This is a genomic window from Pseudoalteromonas sp. Ps84H-4, from assembly GCF_024124645.1.
Taxonomy (GTDB): domain Bacteria; phylum Pseudomonadota; class Gammaproteobacteria; order Enterobacterales; family Alteromonadaceae; genus Pseudoalteromonas; species Pseudoalteromonas lipolytica_C.
The window spans coordinates 86,260-105,992 of the sequence record NZ_JAMXSK010000011.1 but is presented as its reverse complement, the minus strand read 5'-3'; the positions used below and the strand labels follow the sequence as shown (position 1 = coordinate 105,992).

Genomic DNA, 19,733 nt, shown 5'->3' with positions numbered 1-19,733 from the left:
GCGTAAATTATGAGGGTTTAGTTCCCTATTTAGCAAGTATCGCTGCAACTTATCGCAGTTTATTTACACTTTGCAAGCTGATTGCTAGAGTGGCGGCTCGACTTACCAATTTTGAATAAAAATGAAAAAGACAGCTCTTGCTATTAGCCTAGGCCTAGCTTGCCTAACCTCTTTAAATACCTACGCAACCACCTACTTATCGGCAAAAGCCATGGTAGATGTAAATTCAGGTAAACTGATTAAATCACCACTTATCAGTATAGATAATGGTCAAATCACAGCTGTACAAAGCAATAAACAGCCTAGCTTAAAAGACGGCGATAAGCATATTCAATTACCAGAGCTGACTCTGGTGCCAGGTTTAATGGATATGCATGTGCATTTAACAAGCGACCCTACCGTGCCGCGCAGTGAGCGAATTGGTCAATCGATTCCGCGTAAAGCAATTAAAGCGGCGCACTTTGCCGAAAAAACACTGTATGCAGGTTTTACAACGCTGCGTAACTTAGGCGCAGAAGGCTACAGCGTGATTGCAGTACGCGATGGCATTAACGCAGGCGACATTGTTGGCCCACGTATTTGGGCGGCAGGCCCGTCTTTAGGTGTTACTGGCGGTCACTGCGATAACAACCGTTTACCTCCAGAAATGAAATACACCGCCGAAGGCGTTGCCGACGGCCCATGGGCTGTGCGCGCTAAAGTGCGTGAAAACATTAAGTACGGTGCCAATGCTATTAAGTTTTGTGCAACAGGCGGGGTATTTTCTAAAGGCACAAAAGTCGGTATTCAACAATATAGCCAAGACGAAATGAACGCCATTGTTGACGAAGCTCATTTACGCGGCCTAACTGTTGCAGCCCATGCGCACGGTACCAGTGGTATTAAAGCGGCCATTGTTGCCGGTGTAGACAGTGTTGAGCACGTTAGCTTTGTTGATGACGAAGCCATTAAACTTGCGAAAAAACACGGCACTTGGTTCTCAATGGATATTTACAACACTGAGTACACCCTTGCCTTTGGCGAACAAAACGGGGTTGCAGAAGAAAACCTCAATAAAGAACGCCAAGTATCTAAAAAGCAACGCGATAGCTTTAACCGTGCGGTAAAAGCAGGCGTAAACATGGTATTTGGTACCGATGCAGCCATTTACCCTCATGGCGATAACGCAAAGCAGTTTTCGCGTATGGTTGAATTTGGTATGACACCGCTGCAAGCATTGCAGTCTGCCACCATCAATAGCGCTAAACTGCTTAAAGCTGATAATCAACTTGGCCAAATCAAAAGCGGTTTCTTAGCCGATATTATCGCCGTAAAAGGCAACCCGCTTGAAAACATTGCAGTACTTGAAGATGTACAATTTGTTATGAAAGACGGTAAAGTTTTTAAATAAGCTATTATGCTGGCTTTGCATGAGTGGAGCCAGCAACCTTTCTTGTATCTATATCGTAAACAAAATTACCAACCATAAAACCAGTTGTTAGCAACTTGTATCTAAACAAAGAAATTACCCAAAACAGATAAATAAAACTTGAAATGAAAACAACTCGCATTATCATTGCCGAAAAATTTCGACAATTTACCTATAATGACGACATATAAATACTCAATTTTAGCTCTAGCCTGCTTAAGCGCATTCAATGCAACCGCCAACGATTTAGATTCAGTTGAACGTATTACCGTATACGACAAACAAAACCGTGTAGTACTTGAATCTGGCCTTGCTACTAAATCAAATATGAGCCTTATGGAAACACCAGCTCCTGTAGTGGTTGTAGACCAAGAGCTTATCAACTCGCAAGGCGCAACAAACTTACAAGACTTAGTGCGTAACATCAGTGGTGTAACTCAAGCCGGTAATAACTACGGCATTGGCGATAACTTAGTGATCCGCGGTTTAGGCGCTAACTATACTTACGATGGCATGTACGGTGGTGCAGGCCTAGGTAACACCTTTAACCCAACACGCTCAATGACCAATGTTGAATCTGTAGAAGTACTTAAAGGCCCTGCAACGGGCTTATATGGTATGGGTAGCGCAGGTGGTGTTATCAACCTAATTGAAAAGAAGCCACAATTTACTGAAAAACACACCGTTAATGCCGAGCTTGGTCAATGGGATAGCTACTCATTAGGCTTTGATAGCACAGCAGCATTAACCGAAAACCTTGCTTATCGCGTTAACGCAAAAACCGCTCGCAGCGATGGTTACCGCGACTTAAAAGACGACCGTGATGAAATTTATGGCGCGTTAAAATACGTATTAAGCGACAAACAAGACATCATGATTTCTGCCGCTTATATCAAAGATGCCATTGCTGTTGATTCAATTGGCCACCCTATTCGTATTTTTAACAGCGACTCAGTGAATGGTAAAACTGCAGGTGAAGTAACCGCTGCCGATTTAATTAACGATGCTACGGCAAAAGGCCTGCAACTAACCGAACAGCAACGCCAACAATTAGCAGATTCACTGGCAGCAAATGATGGCCTAACACCTTATACCTTTGGTCATAACGGTATTATCTCGCCAATGGCAAATGACAACGAAGGCGAAGAGCTGCGCTTTAAGTTAACCCATAACTACTTTATTACTGATAATTTATTTTTAAATCAGCAACTACAATACCGTAATTACGAATCGAGCTTTGCCCGCCAAACGGGTGCTTATAACTACGTTTATTGGAACCGTAATGGCGTGATCAATGCCGACCCGCGCGCTCCTTTAGTGGTTGATGACGTACTTTACCCATTTGCCGCTCGTCGCCAAGAATACCGCCAAGTAGAGGCTGACGAAAAATCATGGCAATATTTTGCTGACTTACGTTATGACTTTAGCTTTGCCGGAATCGATAACGAACTACTTGTAAACGCCAACTACGAAGACCGCGATATTCGTTTTAAACAATACTCAATTTACGATGCCGACAAGGTCATTAAAAACAAAGATGGAGAGGTTATTTACCAAGGTCAATTACCTTACATTTTTGATATTCGTAATCCGAACTGGGGCGAAGGTAGCTTTTACGACTACGATCCACTAAAAACCAGCGATTACAATAAAAAAGTTCAAGCTTGGGGTGTAGGTATTCAACATGTTGCCTATATTCACGACACTTTCACAACCCGAGTAGGCGTTGCCTTTAACCGTATTAAACAAAGCACGAACACTTTGGTGTAGATGCGCGCTACCGCGCCAGTGCCGCCGAGCCAACGCCAGAAGCAGATACATCAGACAGCGGTATGACCTACAACCTAGGTGCAACCTACAAACTTAGCGATGATATTTCGTTCTTTGTAAACCACTCTAAAGGCCGTACAGCTTACAGTGTGCTTGGCAGTGTATCGGGTAACGAAGCAGACCGAGATGACGCAGAGTCAGTCAGTAACGACATTGGTATGCGTGTAAAAGCGTTTGACGATCAACTACTAGCATCACTTGTGGTATTTGATAGTGCCCGTACAAACCTTGAGTATGCCAACCCAGATTACGAAGCCGGCGTATCTGATCCATCAGTACCAAAAAGCTTTTACGATGGGGAAGAGCAAACCAAAGGTGTTGAGCTTGATTTAAATGCCGATTTAAACGAGCAATGGAAACTTAACGTAAACGCGGTGTATCAAGACGCCCGCGATAAGCAAAATCCAAATTCATCAAGCTTTGATTCTCGCCAAAAGGGTGTGCCTTATGTAACAGCAAGCAGCTGGTTAAGCTATGACGCTAAATGGTTTGATTTAGCCGAGCCACTGACAATCAGCGCAGGCGTGCAATATGTTGATGACCGCAGCACTCATTCAACCTCATTTGGCATTCCTGATGGCTACGTACCGAGCTACACAGTTTACGACGCCGCAATTCAATACCAAACAGATGATTGGAAACTACAGTTAAACTTAAATAACTTGTTTAACAAAACCTATTACTCAAAAGCCATGTTCTTAGGCGGTATGCCAGGTGAAGAGCGTAATGCTAAATTAACCTTTAGCTACACACTTTAATTGTGAATTGATAGCATAAAGCGCGGCTTAGTTAAGCCGCGCTTTTTTGTTTAGTGAAAGCGAGTTTGAGTAGTAGCTTGTTGTTGGACATTTACGAGTTAGTGATTCGGATTGAATCCATCTAATTTGGATAGCCTGAATTTATGTAAATCGAAGCAGACGCTATCGCAGATTTAACCATAATGTGTGATATTAATTATTAATGGCGAGAATGCTTAGTGTAGGTCTTACAGTAACTGTCCCAGTGATAAAATTACAGCCCGCCTACAAACTAACCTCATTTATGCTAACACTCCCATGTTATGGTATTGATTTATATTGTTTTTTCTAACTATCAAGGGCCATGAGACTATACAGCTGTATCGCTTAAGCGTGCAAAGATGCATAATAAATTAATTTTAAGGTTGAGAAAATGGATAGATTAAGCATAAGCACGCATCTGATCGGTATCCTCACAGCATTTTCAGCGTTTACTATGCCAATAGCCCTTGAAGTTCTAAACCGTGTAAAAAGTCGTTATGGTTCTGCTCACTACATGGACTCAATAGAGCAGATCATGGGTTTTAAAATCCAAGTACTCTTTCGGGAGTTGATAGTTACTTTGATTGCTATTATTTGCTTTACATTATTTGTTTGCTCAGTTGATAAAGATCTCTTTAAAGATGGTTATGTTCTATTTACGGAGTTTGTATTCTCTCTGATTACATCAGCACTTCTGATAAAAGAGTTTAAATTCATAAAAACTGTATTTCTCGCTACACGGTCAGACAATCTGGTCACTGAGCACCTAATTTCTAAACTCCAAACAAAAAACAACACCAACCATCCAGAAGAAGTAGAGCTGCTAGTTCAAATTGCCTGCTATAACATTGAACACACAGCAATCACTTCGGAAAAATCAACTGAGAACCGTCTATTTGAATTGATAGAAAAGGCATGTGTGAATCAAGATTGCTCAATAGACACCGATACTATTAAAAGGCTTGTGGATGGTTTGGCTGCAACATTGACATCAGCTAGAAATACGAACAGTCGAGACAAGTACGTGTCACTTCAAAGAGATTACGGAAGGCTCTTAGTTTTGTTCTTCGATAGAAAAATGAAAGATTACAATGTCTTCGAGACGTTTAGCCGAAGATTCTATGAAGAGAGCATTAAAGAGCTAAACACTGGTCAATACTGGCTTCTGAGAGGAGATTTTTTGATAAGCATACACACATGGGATATTCAAAACCCTCAAACTATCAGGTTCATAGATAGCCATGTACGCAGCCTAATCTACTTTTTAGTAGACAAGAAACCAGAGCTACTCCCAGAATTAATAGATAACTATAGAAATTTTATTTCATTTGAAAGTCATTTCGCTGATGACCTTTATGAACTTTCTCATCTTTTCGGCAGTTATAATCCCGCTCATTTTAAGGAAATGAGTAGTTTTACAGAAACTCATAAAGAACTTCTCACAACAACCCCTCAGGACTACATTAATAATTTTAAATTGCTTTTAGATAAGTACGTTCAAGATGCGTTGACTCCTCCAGTTACAGAGTCGAGACTAGACGAAATTATGCAAGTTAAATACGAGTACGAACAGCGCATGATATCCGAAATTATAAAGAGAGTAGGTGAGAGCACAGCCAAAAGTACTGCTCAACATACTTTAAGGGTGCTTGCAAATAAAAGCCAGTGGGGATGTATTTTAGACTGCCACGAAAGCTTCAGTCCAGCCCACTCCAAAGTGTCCCGCCTAGGTGTTAACCTTTTGCCAGCTTCTTTGAATTCAATGCTCCAGCAGTTGGGACAGCCTCAAGGTCATAGCTATTCGAATTCTGAAGAGCTTAGCCACGCGTACGTCAGAGCTGTTCCAATTTTAGTTATGTATGCTGTTTACTCTTGGAGAATCCAAAATATGGATGAGAATTTACACACCTGTATTAGCGCAATTACAAGCTCTTTAAATATGGGCGAGAAAAGTATTCAAATTGCCAACCGAATGCTCAACGAACTAAAACAGGCGACTTACTATGCAAAATCACCTGTTTATGCCGAAGCATTTTGTAATCACTTCGATATAAAACATGAAGAAGCTGACTTCAATTCCATTGTAATCCCCATACTTAGTAAAATCCAAGACTACCTAAACAATCAGCTAATAGAAATTAGGGAAACACAACCACTGAGCGAGGCAATCAAGCAGTTATACATAGATGGTATTTTAATGAAAGGGCAGAATTTAGCTGACAAATTTCCACTATTTAGTTTCGTATCGCTAAGCAAAGATAAACAAGTGCCTTTCAAGCTGCCTTCAAAGTCATATGAAAGAGAGAGATTCTTGGATAACACGGGGGTAGGATACGTTTCTAGGAGCTATAGGTTTATCGAAAGTATTTACAATGCAATAGCCCTAACAATTATAACTAAAAAAGGCTCATCATTATCTGCATTAGATTTTGAAGTCTTAGAAAACAACCACCTTTTAGTCATGACTCACAAGGACTGGCAAAACTTTACAAGCTCAAAAGACATAGATGATTTTAAAGATGTCAAACATCATCTGGTTTTTTCCGATGAGCCACTAGATGCGTTCTACGTTTATGATACGAAAGAAAGTCAAACTCTTGTTACTCTCTACAACCCTGAGATTAATCAAGAGTTGACGCCATTAGATGAGAACATGGGTAATGCGTTTGAATTCGAGTTTATCGATAAAGAAGGTAAAGTCACTGTTAAAGTAGATGCACACATTTACTGTTGATTAAACAAGGGGGACGGAGAAAAAGAATGTAACCTTCCCCCCCCCCGAAAATCCGGTCATTAGCAAATAAGCTTTTCTCGTTTACACTAAATTTAAGCATTACATGATGCCATTAGAAAATCTATTGCAGCCCAACTTTTAGGCGGTAGGAAGGGTTCTATTTGCTAACACAGAAAGGGGCAATAACAAGTTACAATACACTACTTTTAGCATATGAAAAACTGTCAGATTCAATTGAATCACTCAACCAAACCTGACAGTACTTGATAACAGACACAAGCTTAAAGCGTCATTACGATTCGGCCTGTGATATCGCCTTTTAGCATGTCGTCAAAAATATCGTTGATATCTTCTAAGCGTTTTTCTTCAATAATGGCTTTAACTTTACCTTTGGCGGCAAAGTCGAGACATTCTTTTAAGTCTTTACGCGTACCAACGATTGAGCCTACGACAGACACACCATTTAAAACAGTGTCGAAAATAGGCAATGGCATCTCTTCTGGTGGTAAACCGACTAACACGCATTTACCGCCACGGCGTACACTTTTATAGGCTTGCTCAAAACCTGGTTTTGATACTGCTGTACATACAACACCATGCGCACCACCCACTTGCTCAAAAATAGTTTCTGATGGTACTTGCTTCATAAAATCAATGGTAATATCTGCACCAAGCTCTTTAGCAAGGTTAAGTTTGCTTTCACCAGTATCAACGGCAATTACGTTAAAGCCCATCGCTTTTGCGTACTGCACCGCTAAGTGGCCTAGGCCGCCAACACCAACAATTGCAACCCAATCACCTGCTTTTGCACCCGTTACTTTTAATGCTTTGTACGTTGTAACGCCGGCACAAAATAATGGCGCAGCCTCCGCAAAGCTTAATCCGTCTGGTACTTTTACAACAAAGTCACCATGTGCAACACAATACTCAGCGTAACCACCATCTACTGAATACCCTGTGTTGTGCTGCTCAAGGCATAAGGTTTCTTTGCCTTCTAAGCAGTAATCACAATGCCCGCACGCACTATACAGCCAAGGGATCCCTACTCTATCGCCTACAGACAAGTGCTTTATATTAGCCCCTACTTTTTCAATTGTACCGACCCCTTCATGACCAGGTACTAATGGCATTTTAGGTTTTACAGGCCAATCCCCATGGCATGCATGTAAATCAGTGTGACACACACCGCACGCCGCTATTTTAACTAACACATCGTTTATCCCTACCTCAGGGCATGGAATATCCTCAATAGTTAGCTTACCTTTGTATTCTTTATTTATTGCAGCTTTCATAACATTCCTCCGTGGTATTATTTAGATTGAGCACTTTGAGCTTATACGATAATGCAAACGATTGTAACCAAAATTGATACAGAGCAAGTTGTTTATTTTTTGTACAAGTCACACTTTCTGTTTAACCGTTAGTAAAATCAACTAACTAACTTAAAACTTAGACTTTAGTCGTATAACATAGAATAGTGGCTATTTCTTTTAGTTATACCCCGAGCGTGCTAGCATTTAATTTCTGAAATTTTTGAATACTAAAAATTATGAGCCTATCTGAAAAAAACTTAGCTTTTGTTATGCACTGCGGTGAAATGGGTAGCCGTTGGGGCTTTAACCGCACCATTGGTCAAATGTGTGGATTATTAACCATTACTAAAGAGCCAATGACCGCCAATGAAATTGCCGATACCTTAAGTATCTCGCGCGGAAACGTAAGTATGGGTATTAAAGAGCTACAGTCTTGGCGCTTAATTAAAGTGCATCATATTCCGGGTGACCGTAAAGAATACTACGGCCCTGCTGGCAGCATTTGGGATATGGCCAACCGCGTATTCGAAGAGCGTAAAAAGCGCGAGATAGACCCAACCCTTAGCCTGCTTCGCGATAACATTTTAGAAGAAGCCCACACTGATAATGAGCGCTTTGCTCAGCAGCAAATGCAAGAAATTCACGATCTACTCGAAACTGTAACCAAATGGTCTGCAGAGCTACAACGCTTAAGCCCTGAGCAGCTTCAAAGCCTAATGAAACTGGGTTCTGGCATTGGCAAGGTACTTGATTTTAAAGATAAGATTTTGAAAAAGCCGGCGAAGAGTGAGTAAGTTAGCAAGTTTGACCTTGTAGGCGTGAAACTTGTTTCGCGCGCACTCTTGTAGGTCGTGCTTTAGCGCGTCACTTGAGAAAGTAGTCAAGATTGTGTCGCCATAAATGACGACCTACACCAATCCCCCTCGGTGTAGGAGGCGTTTTAACGCCGAACATTTAACCTTCACGGCTGAAGCCGTTCCTACGATGTTTTGTAGGTCGTGCTTTAGCGCGTCATTTGAGAAAGCATTCAAGATTGTGTCGCCATAAATGACGACCTACATCAATATAATCCCTCAACAGAAGCCTTTAAAGCCAAACATCCAAAGATTCACGGCTGAAGCCGTTCCTACGGTGTTTTGTAGGTCGTGCTTTAGCGCGTCATTTGAAAAATATTTAACGTTTTGTCGCCATAAATGACGACCTACATAAATATAATCCCTCAACAGAGGCATTTAAAGCCAAACATCCAAAGATTCACGGCTGAAGCCGTTCCTACGGTGTTTTGTAGGTCGTGCTTTAGCGCGTCATTTGAAAAATATTTAACGTTTTGTCGCCATAAATGACGACCTACATCAATATAATCCCTCAACAGAGGCCTTTAAAGCCAAACATCCAAAGATTCACGGCTAAAGCCGATCTTACGATGTTTTGTAGGTCGTGCTTTAGCGCGATTGAACGGGTAATCATAACTAGACTTGCCTTTGCTATACTAATAATTAAGTATTTATTTACGTTCTGACTTAAAAGGATATTAATCTATGTATAAACAGACAGAAATAAATTACTCGTTAATTATTATTTTATTAGTGATTAGTGCCTTTATAATTTTATCGCCTGAACTGGCTGGTCTCAAAATAATTATATTATCGATAAACCTGCTTATTACTTTGTTATTCTTTTCACTAACAATAGTCATCGATGAGCAAACGCTTCGTTGGTATTTTGGGTTTGGGATTATTAGCAAAAGTGTTGAATTATCTCAAATTGCCGATACTTCTACATACCAAACAAAATGGTATCACGGAATTGGTATACGTATGCTAAGTGATGGCTGGTTATATAATGCCTCAGTTGGAAATGCCGTTAAAATAACTTTAACTGACGGAAAAAACATATACCTTGGCTGTAAAGACGCTGATGCACTGCAACAAGTACTCAATGTAAAGGTTTAAAATTGTATCGAGGGGAAAGTTTGCGAGTTTGTAGGAGGCGTTTCAACGCTGAACATTTAAAGATTCACGGCTGAAGCCGTTCCTACAAAAAATGTTCAAGATTGTGTCGCCATAAATGACGACCTACACCAATACAATTTCTCGGCGAAGGAGGCGTTTAAACGCCGAATAAGTTAGCAAGTTGCTCGGGTAAAACTTGTAGCTTTACCCTTGGACCTTGCTAACTTTTATTAGTCAATTACTTAATCGCTGGGTAACCGATGCGGTCAGATAAGTAACCAACACTAGTAGCAAAGTAATACGAGCGATTCCAGTGCATAAGTGCTTTGTAGTTATCGTAGGCTAGATACATACGACCGTTTACGTCATCAGGCATTACCATTGCGGCGCTAATATCAACGTTTGGTAAGTCGCTACCATCCATTTTACGAACCCCAAGAGCTTGCCAATCAGCAAGGCTGCGCTCTGAATCTTTCCAATACTCTAACCATTGGCTGCGGGTTTTAGTGCCGCGTTTAAGAATATTTGAATTATCGAAGCCTTCAGGTAATTTAACTTGGCGACCCCAGGTTAAATCATCGTTCCACCCTGCTTGCTTTAAGTAATTGGCGATTGAAGCAAATGCGTCTTCTTCTGTGGTCCAAATGTCTTTGCGGCCATCACCATTGTAATCAACAGCGTAAGCGTTAAATGAGGTTGGCATAAACTGCGTTTGCCCCATTGCACCAGCCCACGAGCCTTTAAACTTATCAAGGGTAATGTGACCCTCTTTTAAGATATCAAGCGCTGCCCAAAGTTGGTTTTTGTACATAGTTTCGCGGCGACCATCAAAAGCAAGTGTTACTAATGATGCAATCACACTGTGACCACCTTGGATTTTACCGAAGTTACTTTCAAGGCCCCAAAGTGCCACAATAAAACGCGCTTGAACGCCGTATTCTTTGGCTACTTTTTCAAGTACGTCTTGGTGTTCTTTGTATAACTTACGCGCGCGGTCAATTTTCCATTGCGGCACACGTTTAGGTAAATAAGTTTCGAGAGTTTCTTTTACTTCTGGCTGATTTTTATCCGCTGAGATTACTTTCTTTTTAAATTTAGCCGTTGCGAATGCTTGCTCGATTAAGGCTTGATCATAGCCCTTTTCAATTGCTTCTTTTTTTAATGCAGCAACGTAAACGTCAAAATCAGCTTGGGTTTTTTCTTCTGCCAGTACTGATGTGCTCAAAGAGGCACTAAGTAAAATAACGGCAAGTTTTTTAATCACTCTCAACTCCCTTGTTTTTTTTGAATTGGGTTAACAGGTTTTCTTCTGGCGGTGGTAATTGTAAGTAGAAACCTTTATCAATTAACGCTTGCTTAACCGTTTCGATATCTGCAAAACCTAACTTTTCACGACTAGCAAGATTGATCATCATTACGTATTTAGGTTGACCAAACGTTTCTAGTAAAGGTTCAGGAACACGACCAAAATCGTCTCTTTTTTCAATAAAAAGGTAAGTATCCGCTTTTTTAATACTTTTATACACCGCAGTTAGCATTATGGCCCTATAATATCTTGCTTAACGAAGTCGCACACTATAACATGAGTCAAATAATAAGTTAGAAAAAATAGATTAGTTTTTACTGTGTATGCCTTGTTCAGCCTGTGTTTATATACAAACTATACTAATCAAAACAAATCAATTGAGCGTGTATGTCGGAACAAATTTTTGAGCTAAAAGGGAACCTTTTTACGTTATCTGTTTTACATTTATTTTCAGCAGATACATCCCTCTTAAGTAAGCAGTTAGATGAGAAAATCGCCCAAGCACCTAAGTTTTTTGCTGGTGCCCCCATCGTAATTAACTTAAGTGACATACAAGACGAAACACTTGATTTCTCATTCTTAAAGTCAATGTTAAGCGGTCTTTCGTTAAACCCTGTTGGTGTTTGCAATGGCTCTCAAGAGCAAAACGAAAGCGCGAAAGCTGCAGGCCTGTCGGTGTTAAATTATTCACAAGACGTTAAGGGTGCAACCGCTAAACAACAAACAAATACATCTATCGTTGAAAAAACCGTTCATTTGCCTGCGCAGGTTATTAGCGGCACTGTACGCTCTGGTCAGCAAGTATACGCAAAAGACCGCGACCTAATCGTGATTGGTTCTGTAAGTCATGGTGCCGAAGTAATAAGCGACGGTAACGTGCACATTTATGGCACCCTTCGCGGCCGTGCAATTGCAGGGGCAAAAGGTTACAACGAAGCACATATATTTTGCCAAAAATTAGAAGCAGAACTTGTTTCAATTAATGGTAGTTATTGGATCAGCGACTCTCTTCAGGGTGAACACTGGGGTAGCGCAGTACAAATCCAACAAAAAAATGATTCATTAGAAATTTCAGCTTTGGTTAAAGGATAAATCTCATGGCAAAAGTGATTGTCGTTACTTCTGGTAAAGGTGGTGTTGGTAAAACCACATCGAGTGCTGCGATTGGCACAGGTTTAGCACTTAAGGGCTTTAAAACCGTTATTATCGATTTTGATATTGGTCTGCGTAATCTTGACCTTATCATGGGGTGTGAGCGCCGCGTTGTTTATGATTTCGTAAACGTAATCAATGGTGAAGCAAACCTTAACCAAGCGCTTATCAAAGATAAACGCGTTGATAAGTTACATATTTTACCTGCTTCACAAACCCGCGATAAAGATGCCCTTACCCGTGATGGTGTTGAGCGTGTACTAAACGAGCTGAAAAAAGATTTTGATTACATTGTGTGTGATTCACCAGCAGGTATCGAAGCCGGTGCAATGATGGCAATGTACTTCGCTGACGAAGCGATTGTAACAACTAATCCAGAAGTATCATCAGTACGTGACTCTGACCGTATCCTAGGTATTTTACACAGCAAATCAAAACGTGCTGAAGAAGGCCTTGAAAGCGTAAAAGAGCACTTACTATTAACTCGCTATAATCCTGAGCGTGTTGAAAAAGGCGAAATGCTTTCGGTAGAAGACGTACAAGAAATCTTAGCGATTAAACTACTGGGCGTTATTCCAGAATCACAAGCTGTACTTAGTGCATCAAACTCTGGTCAACCGGTTATCTTAGATTCTGAATCGGATGCAGGCCAAGCGTACACTGATGCTATCAATCGTTTATTAGGCGAAACTGTTGATTTTCGTTTCTTAGACGTAGAGAAGAAAGGCTTATTTAAACGGATTTTTGGAGGTTAATGTGTCTTTACTTGACTACTTCCGCTCAGAAAAGAAAAGCAGTGCGTCACTTGCAAAAGAGCGATTGCAGATCATCGTCGCGCACGAACGTTCACAGCGTGGTACACCAGATTATTTACCACAGCTAAAACAAGACATCCTTGATGTTATTCGTAAATACGTGAATGTAAACAGTGATGCAGTTCAGGTGCAGTTTGACCAAAACGAAGATGACTTAGCGGTACTTGAGCTAAACGTCACTTTACCTGACGAAGAAAAGAAATAGTCAAAATTGGGCGCTTAGTTATTCTTAACAGCGCCCTTTTTTATTTCTGCTTTACTTATTTTTGCCACTGCATATGAAACTCGTAGTCATCTTCGCCTAGAGTTTTAAACCCTGCCCGTTGATATAGCCCATACGCTGGATTAGCTTTTAGCACCGTTAAATTAATTTCTGATGTTTGCGCTTTTAGTGCATCTAACACCTTTGTACCTAGCCCTTTGCCCTGCTCTTTAGGTGCAATTTGTAGCTGTAATAAACTAATTGCTTGGTCACTAACTATGAACTTGGCAGCGCCTACACATTGCCCGTTATTTAACACTAAATGACTGTGCTCAAAGTGCTCTGCCACTCGTGCTTGATGCTGCTCAAGTGATAAAAATAATCCCTGATTCTCTAAGTGCTCAACCATGGTATTTAACCTTAAGTCGAGTAAATAGGCTTTGTCTTGCTCGGTAGTCGCTACAAATTCAATCATTATTGTCTTAAAAAAAGAAAAAGGTACTTTTATAAAAGTACCTTTTTAGGTTGCAACAAACAACATATCTAAGATTAGAAGCTATAATTTGCGCCTAGGTAAAAACGGCGGCCTGAATATTGGTTATAGGTAAAGCGATTACTTTGTTTCCAATAACCTTCTTCTAACTCTTCTGTTAGGTTTACAACTGACGCGGTAAACGAAAAATCCTCTGTAAGGTTATAAGAGGCATTCACATCTAGCTGACCATAGTCTTTGGTATATAAGTTGTAGCCTTGGTGAATACCGTTGGCACGGTCGTCTTTCCAGTTATATGACGCACGAACACTAAAGTCGTCATTCTCAAAATACACCGACACATTATACTGGTGCTTAGCGGTGCCTGGAATTTCAGCCTTTGTTTTTTGCCCGTCAGTCGATACTTCGCTGGTGCTGGTATCTGTGTAGGTATAGTTGGTTAAAATACCAAAACCATTATCAAATGAATGCTGGAAGAATAGCTCTAAGCCTTCTGATTTTGCATCACCGCCACCTACTTTGGTGTTCATTTCAACTTCAATTGGGCCATTACAACAGTTGTGCTCACGCTCAACTATTTCTACTGATGAAATCGGTAAATTAGAAATATCCTTAGAGAATAAAGTTGCCCCTAGCGCAGAGCCATCATCGTAATACCATTCAATACCTAAATCGAATTGGTCAGATAGCATTGGCTCAAGCCCGGTGTTTACAGAAGTACCTGTACCACGGCCAGTCCATGAATCTGGTGAGTTAATGTTAACTGGTGGTCCGTATGATTCCGCTTGGCTTAAGTCTGAATAACTCACTCTTGCCATTGTGCGCGCTGCAGCAAAGCGAACAACAAGGTCTTCGGTTGCATCCCATGCTAAGTTAAAGCTTGGTAATACTTCACTGCCATCACTACTGCGTTCATTCGGGTCTGTATCATTATCATCATGGCCAATGACTTCGTCGTAAGTCAAAGTACTAAGCTCTGTATTTACATAGCGCACACCAACATTACCGCGGAAATCTTGCCATTCAAAATCAGCTTGTGTGTAAACAGACCAAATTTTCTCTTCAAGGGCATAGGTACCCGACAGTGAAGGTACGACTGTTTGGCTAAAGTTCTCTTTTAAGTAGTTATCAAGCGCTCCAAAATCAAACGCTAAGAAGTTAAATGCACCAGTATCACCCGCACTGTTATCAACCACATGGTCGCTCACCAATGTTGGTGCATCCGGGTGAAAATCTGGATTATGGAACCACTCAGTTCCCGGTAAATAACCACGGTAACCACCGTTATCTGCTATACCGTCATCCCAACGAAAGTCGTTACGAATACCTTTAATTTCGTGGTCGCGGTATTTAGCCCCCACATAGACACGGGTGAAAAAGCTGCCATCTAGGTCAAATTTTACATCAGTTTGAATGTAATCTTCTGAGTCTTCATTTTCAGATGAATAAGAATCAAACCAATCATAATATTGGTACGCTTGTTTATCGGTAGCTAAATCAGTCGACACTTCGTAGCTTGGTTTTCCGTTTTCAATTGACCATAACCAGCTATTTACTGAGCCTAAACGTGCATCAATATTAGCGTAGGTTTCTTTTGAAGTACCGCCTTCAGCTTCGGTATGACCAAGCTTTAATGTAACGCTGTAAGTATCGCCATAATAGGTACCTTCAAAATCATAGGTATTTGATTTTGACTCACCAAAGCGTTCACGCCCTGTCAACTGCGGTGATAACAAACCACGACGAACAGGCACACCGCCATTTACATCGGCATCACCCCAGTTATTGTCATTCAGTAAACCGTTATCAGCATTACCATAGGCAACCACCGTATCACCATCTAACACAATACCGTAATACGGGTTGTGGTTATCGTTCCACTCAGCAAAAGTAATGCTTTGCCCTGATTGGTCATACCCTAGCTTGGCACCAAAATAGTTAAAGTTTAAGTCAAGTCTGTCACTTGGCGCCCACTGAATGGCCACTTGATAACCATCACGTGTGCGGTCTTGGTTTGAGTTATTAACACTCATAGCCCGTGGTGCCCACACATTGTTGTACACTTCGCCAGTTGCTTGGTCTACTAGCGCTGGGCGCTCTGCCCCTTCAACCGTATCTGAGTGAAAACGCCAGTGTGAGGCGTTGTTAGTGATGGTTGTTACGGTGCGATCTTGACGAGTAAATCCGGCAAGTACACCAAAGTTTTCGTCGTCATTTTTCCATGAATACAGCACATTTACTTGCGGCTTAGTATCTTCAGACACATCATCGTAAGTAACCTCAGCGCTCAACGCCCCTGAGTTTGCTTCCATTTCAAGTGGTTTACGGGTGTGTAAAATAACTGTACCACCAATACCGCCTTCATCAATGCGAGCTTCAGCACTTTTGTATACTTCTACACTTTTGATCATGCTTGATGGCAATAGCGTGTAATTAAAACTACGGGTAGGAGTACCAGAACCTGATGAAGCGATATAGTTACCGTTTAATTGGGTAAGTGTCCAATCAGGTGACGTACCACGAATACTGACACGGCTACCTTCGCCACCATCGCGGTCAATCAAAACGCCCGATACACGTTGCAATGAATCAGCGACATTTTTATCAGGAAATTTACCAATATCCTCTGCTGTAATTGCATCGACAGTTGCAGCTGAAAGTCGTTTTATTGCTAAGTTTTCTGCGGTTGAAGAACGAATACCACGTACCTCAATCACTTCTACATCATCATTTACTTGCTCTGCCGCGTAACTTGTATTAACTGCAGCCAGTAGCGAAATCAAAATTGCATTACGCTTGAAATGCCGTCCCTGTCCTTTTGTTTTTATTACAGTTTGCTTGCCCATGCCTATCTCCAGTTGTGTGTTCGGTTTTTGTTTATGAGGCTTCAATACCAACCCGCAATAATACTTAGTCATTTTGAGGGATTAAACCTGTCGATACCTGCGTTAAAAATTTCTGATTTAGAACAACTAAATAACGAAATTTTTGCCTTGTTATCAACAAGGTTTTCTTGCCTCAAAATAGAACATTTAATTAAGCGAATTGGTATAACCTCTCAAAAAACGATTTATTGTTGTCGGTTTTTAAACTGATTTTTGGTAGTTAACAGCTTGTTAAACTCAAACTCAGAATAGGGGGAGGTGGTCAAAAAGTGATAATAAAAATTCGGTGACAGATATGACAAAATCGGCGTTAAGAATATTTTACCTTATTTTTTGTAATTTATGTTTTATAGTGAATCACAAGTTTATAGAGTCAAAAACACTTGCATTTAAAATAGGAACTAAATAATAAACCACTGATTTATAATTAAAATACTAACAGAAACAATACTATCATTATGGTTCTTAAATAGATACTTTAAAGCTGGTGTAATAAACATGGCAAACAAATAACAATGAGCAATGGTAAAATTCTTGAAGTCTGCTTAAATGAAACAGACACAAAGCAGCTGACAAACAATGTTTTAATGGCTGGCAACTTAGGTGTAAGCCGTTTTGAGCTATGCAGTAATTTACACCTAGGTGGCCTAACACCAAGTGTAAATGCGATTAACTGTGCTGTAAAAAGCCTAACCAATAACGCAGAATTAGTGGTGATGATCCGCCCTGACGCTGGTAATTTTTTTGTTAGTGCTAATTGTCAAAAATTAATGGAAAAACAAATAATAATGGCAGCGAATGCGGAGGCGCACGGGGTGGTATTTGGTGCAGTAAAACACGGCAAACTTGATTTAGAGGTGACCCGCTCTTTAGTTGCCACAGCCAAACAGCATGGCCTGATGGTGACCTTTCACCGTGCATTCGATACCCTAACAAACTCGTTAAGCGCACTTGATAAACTCATTAGCTTAGGAGTTGACCGCGTATTAACAGCAGGCACGCCGTGGCAAAGCGGCCAAAGTGCCGTAGATGGCTACAAGCTGCTCAACACATACTTAGCGCACAGCGCTAATCAAATAGAAATTGTTATGGGTGGTGGCGTTACTTTAGAAAACGCGGAAGCTCTTTGGCAATTAATAGAAAATCATTCAGCACATGCAGCTGTGCATGTACACTCATGTGTGCATAACGAAAACGGTGCAATTAACGTTGAGGCTATCAATAAGCTTCTTTCAAAGGATTAAGCATGGCAATGTATTTTTTAGGAATTGATGGTGGTGGCAGTAAGTGTAAAGTCCGTTTAGAAAACGAAAACGGCACTCTACTCAGCGAAGCTATAAGTGGCTCTGCAAACGTGGCCACCAGCTGCCAACAAAGCCAAGAATCAATACTCCACGCGACTGAACATGCTTTTCATGAGGCCGGGCTTGTCCTAAGCGAGCTAAAAAATACTTATGTGCATGCAGGACTTGCCGGAGCTAATATCGACTCAGCTTACCAAGCTATGACCAAGTGGCAGCACCCTTTTGCCAAGTTTACCCTCTCAACAGACATGCTAATTGCCTGTAAAGGCGCTCATCAACACCATGATGGTGCGGTGATTATTCTTGGTACGGGCTTTTGTGCGGGTTACCAGCTGCAAAACCAATTTAGCGAATTAGGGGGTTATGGTTTATTACTGAGCGATGGTGCCAGTGGTGGTTGGTTAGGTTTACAACTTTGCCGAAACGCATTTGAAGTTCTTGATGGTGTTGAAAAAAGTTCAGCGGCTGTAGATGCCCTGCTCACCCAGCTTAACTGCCACTCGAGCCAAGCGTTAAGTCAACGTTTAATATCGGCTCGCCCTGCTGAACTTGCCAAATTTGCGCCGCTTGTTTTTAGTCATTCAGACGACGCTTTTTGTCAGCAATTAATCAGTGAAGCTTGTGCATTCATTGCGCGCTATATCACTTACTTTGAAAAACAAGGTATTACAAAAGTCAGCTTGATGGGCGGCATTGCCAGTGCCATCACCCCTTACTTACCTAATGCCAGTAAAGCGCGTTTAACCCCTGCCCTTGCCAGTGCTGAGCAAGGGGCTATTCTAATGGCGAGAGAGGCAATTTAATCGTCTAATTGTTCACGCATTTGCGAAGGTATTTCACCAAACAAACGCCGAAATTGTTTGCTGAAGTAACTCGGTTCAGAAAACCCGCACTGATAAGCGACTTGTGAAATGGGCAGTCGCGTTTCGATAAGCAGTTTACGGGCATTTTCGAGACGCACTTCGTTAATAAATTGATTAGGTGTTTTTGCTAAGTGCTTTTTAAAACGACGCTCTAAAGCGCTCACCGACAAGTGTGCAAGCTCTGCCAATTCATCAATGCTGATCTGACGATGAAAATGCTCACGAATAAATTTTACCGGCTCTTCAATTGCCCTGACATGAGAAAGCGCTTTTGAGGTTTTTTGTAAATGTCGGGTCACCCCATAGGTGCCAATCACATTACCATCGTGATCTTTTAAAGCATGCTTTGATGTAGAAAACCAACCAAGTTCACCTTGTTGGGTTTGGTTTAGCTCTAAACGGTCAGTTACTATGTAGCCTTCCATCACCCGTTTATCATCATTGACGTACTGAAACGCGAGGTGCTTTGGCGAAAAATCAAAGTCAGTTTTTAGCAATATTTGCTCCAGTGTTTTATAACCCTGATGCTCAATAAAATGCTGATTACAATGCACGATTCTACTATCTGTATCTTTTACCCAAAAGAGGATATCTGGCAGTAAATCAAATGCAGCAATCAGCTGATTTACGCCAGCTTTTTTAATTATTTCTTGAATATCCATCGCTTTAATTTGTCTCTATAAAGAACAATCCTATA

The 19,733-nt window shown here is 41.0% G+C and carries 15 protein-coding genes and 1 pseudogene; 10 read left to right on the top strand and 6 right to left on the bottom strand.

Features of this window, described 5'->3' with window-relative positions; genetic code table 11:
• The first annotated feature begins 121 nt into the window (after window positions 1–121).
• From NH454_RS11470 to NH454_RS11460, 3 genes and pseudogenes are all read left to right on the top strand, one after another.
• Window positions 122–1,390 (top strand): amidohydrolase family protein, encoded by a 1,269-nt coding sequence (locus NH454_RS11470; protein ID WP_253039140.1) that lies wholly within the window; start codon window positions 122–124, stop codon window positions 1,388–1,390.
• A 195-nt stretch (window positions 1,391–1,585) separates the two neighbouring features.
• Window positions 1,586–3,996 (top strand): annotated as a pseudogene (locus NH454_RS11465) (TonB-dependent receptor).
• A 412-nt stretch (window positions 3,997–4,408) separates the two neighbouring features.
• A complete protein-coding gene (locus NH454_RS11460) occupies window positions 4,409–6,751 on the top strand; it encodes a hypothetical protein (protein WP_253039139.1) in 2,343 nt (780 codons plus the stop codon).
• 281 nt (window positions 6,752–7,032) lie between these two features.
• On the opposite strand, the gene adhP is transcribed toward NH454_RS11460, so the two are convergent.
• Window positions 7,033–8,043 carry an alcohol dehydrogenase AdhP gene (adhP, locus tag NH454_RS11455; RefSeq protein WP_253039138.1) on the bottom strand — a complete coding sequence of 337 codons (1,011 nt, stop codon included), beginning with the start codon at window positions 8,041–8,043 and terminating at the stop codon, window positions 7,033–7,035.
• 257 nt (window positions 8,044–8,300) lie between these two features.
• On the opposite strand from adhP, the gene NH454_RS11450 reads away from it, so the two are divergent.
• Together NH454_RS11450 and NH454_RS11445 are read left to right on the top strand one after the other, a co-directional pair.
• On the top strand, window positions 8,301–8,858 hold the full coding sequence (locus NH454_RS11450) for a MarR family transcriptional regulator (protein WP_253039136.1): 558 nt from the start codon (window positions 8,301–8,303) through the stop codon (window positions 8,856–8,858).
• Between the two features lie 744 nt (window positions 8,859–9,602).
• Window positions 9,603–10,016: a hypothetical protein gene (locus tag NH454_RS11445; protein WP_253039134.1), complete on the top strand. Its 414-nt coding sequence runs from the start codon at window positions 9,603–9,605 to the stop codon at window positions 10,014–10,016.
• A gap of 238 nt (window positions 10,017–10,254) precedes the next feature.
• Here NH454_RS11445 and NH454_RS11440 read toward each other — a convergent pair whose 3' ends face one another.
• Together NH454_RS11440 and NH454_RS11435 are read right to left on the bottom strand one after the other, a co-directional pair.
• The gene (locus NH454_RS11440) at window positions 10,255–11,280 is read right to left on the bottom strand and encodes a lytic murein transglycosylase (protein WP_253039132.1); all 1,026 of its coding nucleotides are present in this window, start codon (window positions 11,278–11,280) and stop codon (window positions 10,255–10,257) included.
• Window positions 11,273–11,554, bottom strand: a complete 282-nt coding sequence (locus tag NH454_RS11435; protein WP_135926436.1) for a YcgL domain-containing protein — start codon at window positions 11,552–11,554, stop codon at window positions 11,273–11,275. Before NH454_RS11435 ends, NH454_RS11440 begins: the two co-directional genes overlap by 8 nt.
• Before the next feature lie 155 nt (window positions 11,555–11,709).
• Between NH454_RS11435 and minC the strand changes: the two genes are divergently transcribed.
• From minC to minE, 3 genes are read left to right on the top strand one after another with little or no spacing between them, the layout of a single operon-like run.
• Complete coding sequence (gene minC / locus NH454_RS11430) at window positions 11,710–12,414, top strand: septum site-determining protein MinC (RefSeq protein ID WP_135926435.1); 705 nt, start codon at window positions 11,710–11,712, stop codon at window positions 12,412–12,414.
• 5 nt (window positions 12,415–12,419) lie between these two features.
• Window positions 12,420–13,229 carry a septum site-determining protein MinD gene (minD, locus tag NH454_RS11425; protein WP_135926434.1) on the top strand — a complete coding sequence of 270 codons (810 nt, stop codon included), beginning with the start codon at window positions 12,420–12,422 and terminating at the stop codon, window positions 13,227–13,229.
• A 1-nt stretch (window position 13,230) separates the two neighbouring features.
• Complete coding sequence (minE, locus tag NH454_RS11420; protein ID WP_135926433.1) at window positions 13,231–13,494, top strand: cell division topological specificity factor MinE; 264 nt, start codon at window positions 13,231–13,233, stop codon at window positions 13,492–13,494.
• 55 nt (window positions 13,495–13,549) lie between these two features.
• Here the strand turns inward: minE and NH454_RS11415 are convergent, their stop codons facing one another.
• Both NH454_RS11415 and NH454_RS11410 read right to left on the bottom strand, forming a co-directional pair.
• Window positions 13,550–13,966: a GNAT family N-acetyltransferase gene (locus NH454_RS11415; protein ID WP_253039131.1), complete on the bottom strand. Its 417-nt coding sequence runs from the start codon at window positions 13,964–13,966 to the stop codon at window positions 13,550–13,552.
• A 74-nt stretch (window positions 13,967–14,040) separates the two neighbouring features.
• Window positions 14,041–16,830, bottom strand: a complete 2,790-nt coding sequence (locus tag NH454_RS11410) for a TonB-dependent receptor (RefSeq protein WP_253039130.1) — start codon at window positions 16,828–16,830, stop codon at window positions 14,041–14,043.
• 554 nt (window positions 16,831–17,384) lie between these two features.
• Here NH454_RS11410 and NH454_RS11405 point away from each other — a divergent pair.
• Together NH454_RS11405 and NH454_RS11400 are read left to right on the top strand one after the other, a co-directional pair.
• On the top strand, window positions 17,385–18,113 hold the full coding sequence (locus NH454_RS11405; protein WP_253039129.1) for a copper homeostasis protein CutC: 729 nt from the start codon (window positions 17,385–17,387) through the stop codon (window positions 18,111–18,113).
• 2 nt (window positions 18,114–18,115) lie between these two features.
• Window positions 18,116–18,976 (top strand): BadF/BadG/BcrA/BcrD ATPase family protein, encoded by an 861-nt coding sequence (locus tag NH454_RS11400; protein ID WP_253039128.1) that lies wholly within the window; start codon window positions 18,116–18,118, stop codon window positions 18,974–18,976.
• Here NH454_RS11400 and NH454_RS11395 read toward each other — a convergent pair.
• Entirely contained in the window at window positions 18,973–19,698 is a 726-nt protein-coding gene (locus NH454_RS11395; RefSeq protein ID WP_135926429.1) for an AraC family transcriptional regulator, read from the bottom strand. The two genes, NH454_RS11400 and NH454_RS11395, sit on opposite strands and share 4 nt — an antisense overlap.
• Window positions 19,699–19,733 lie beyond the last annotated feature (35 nt).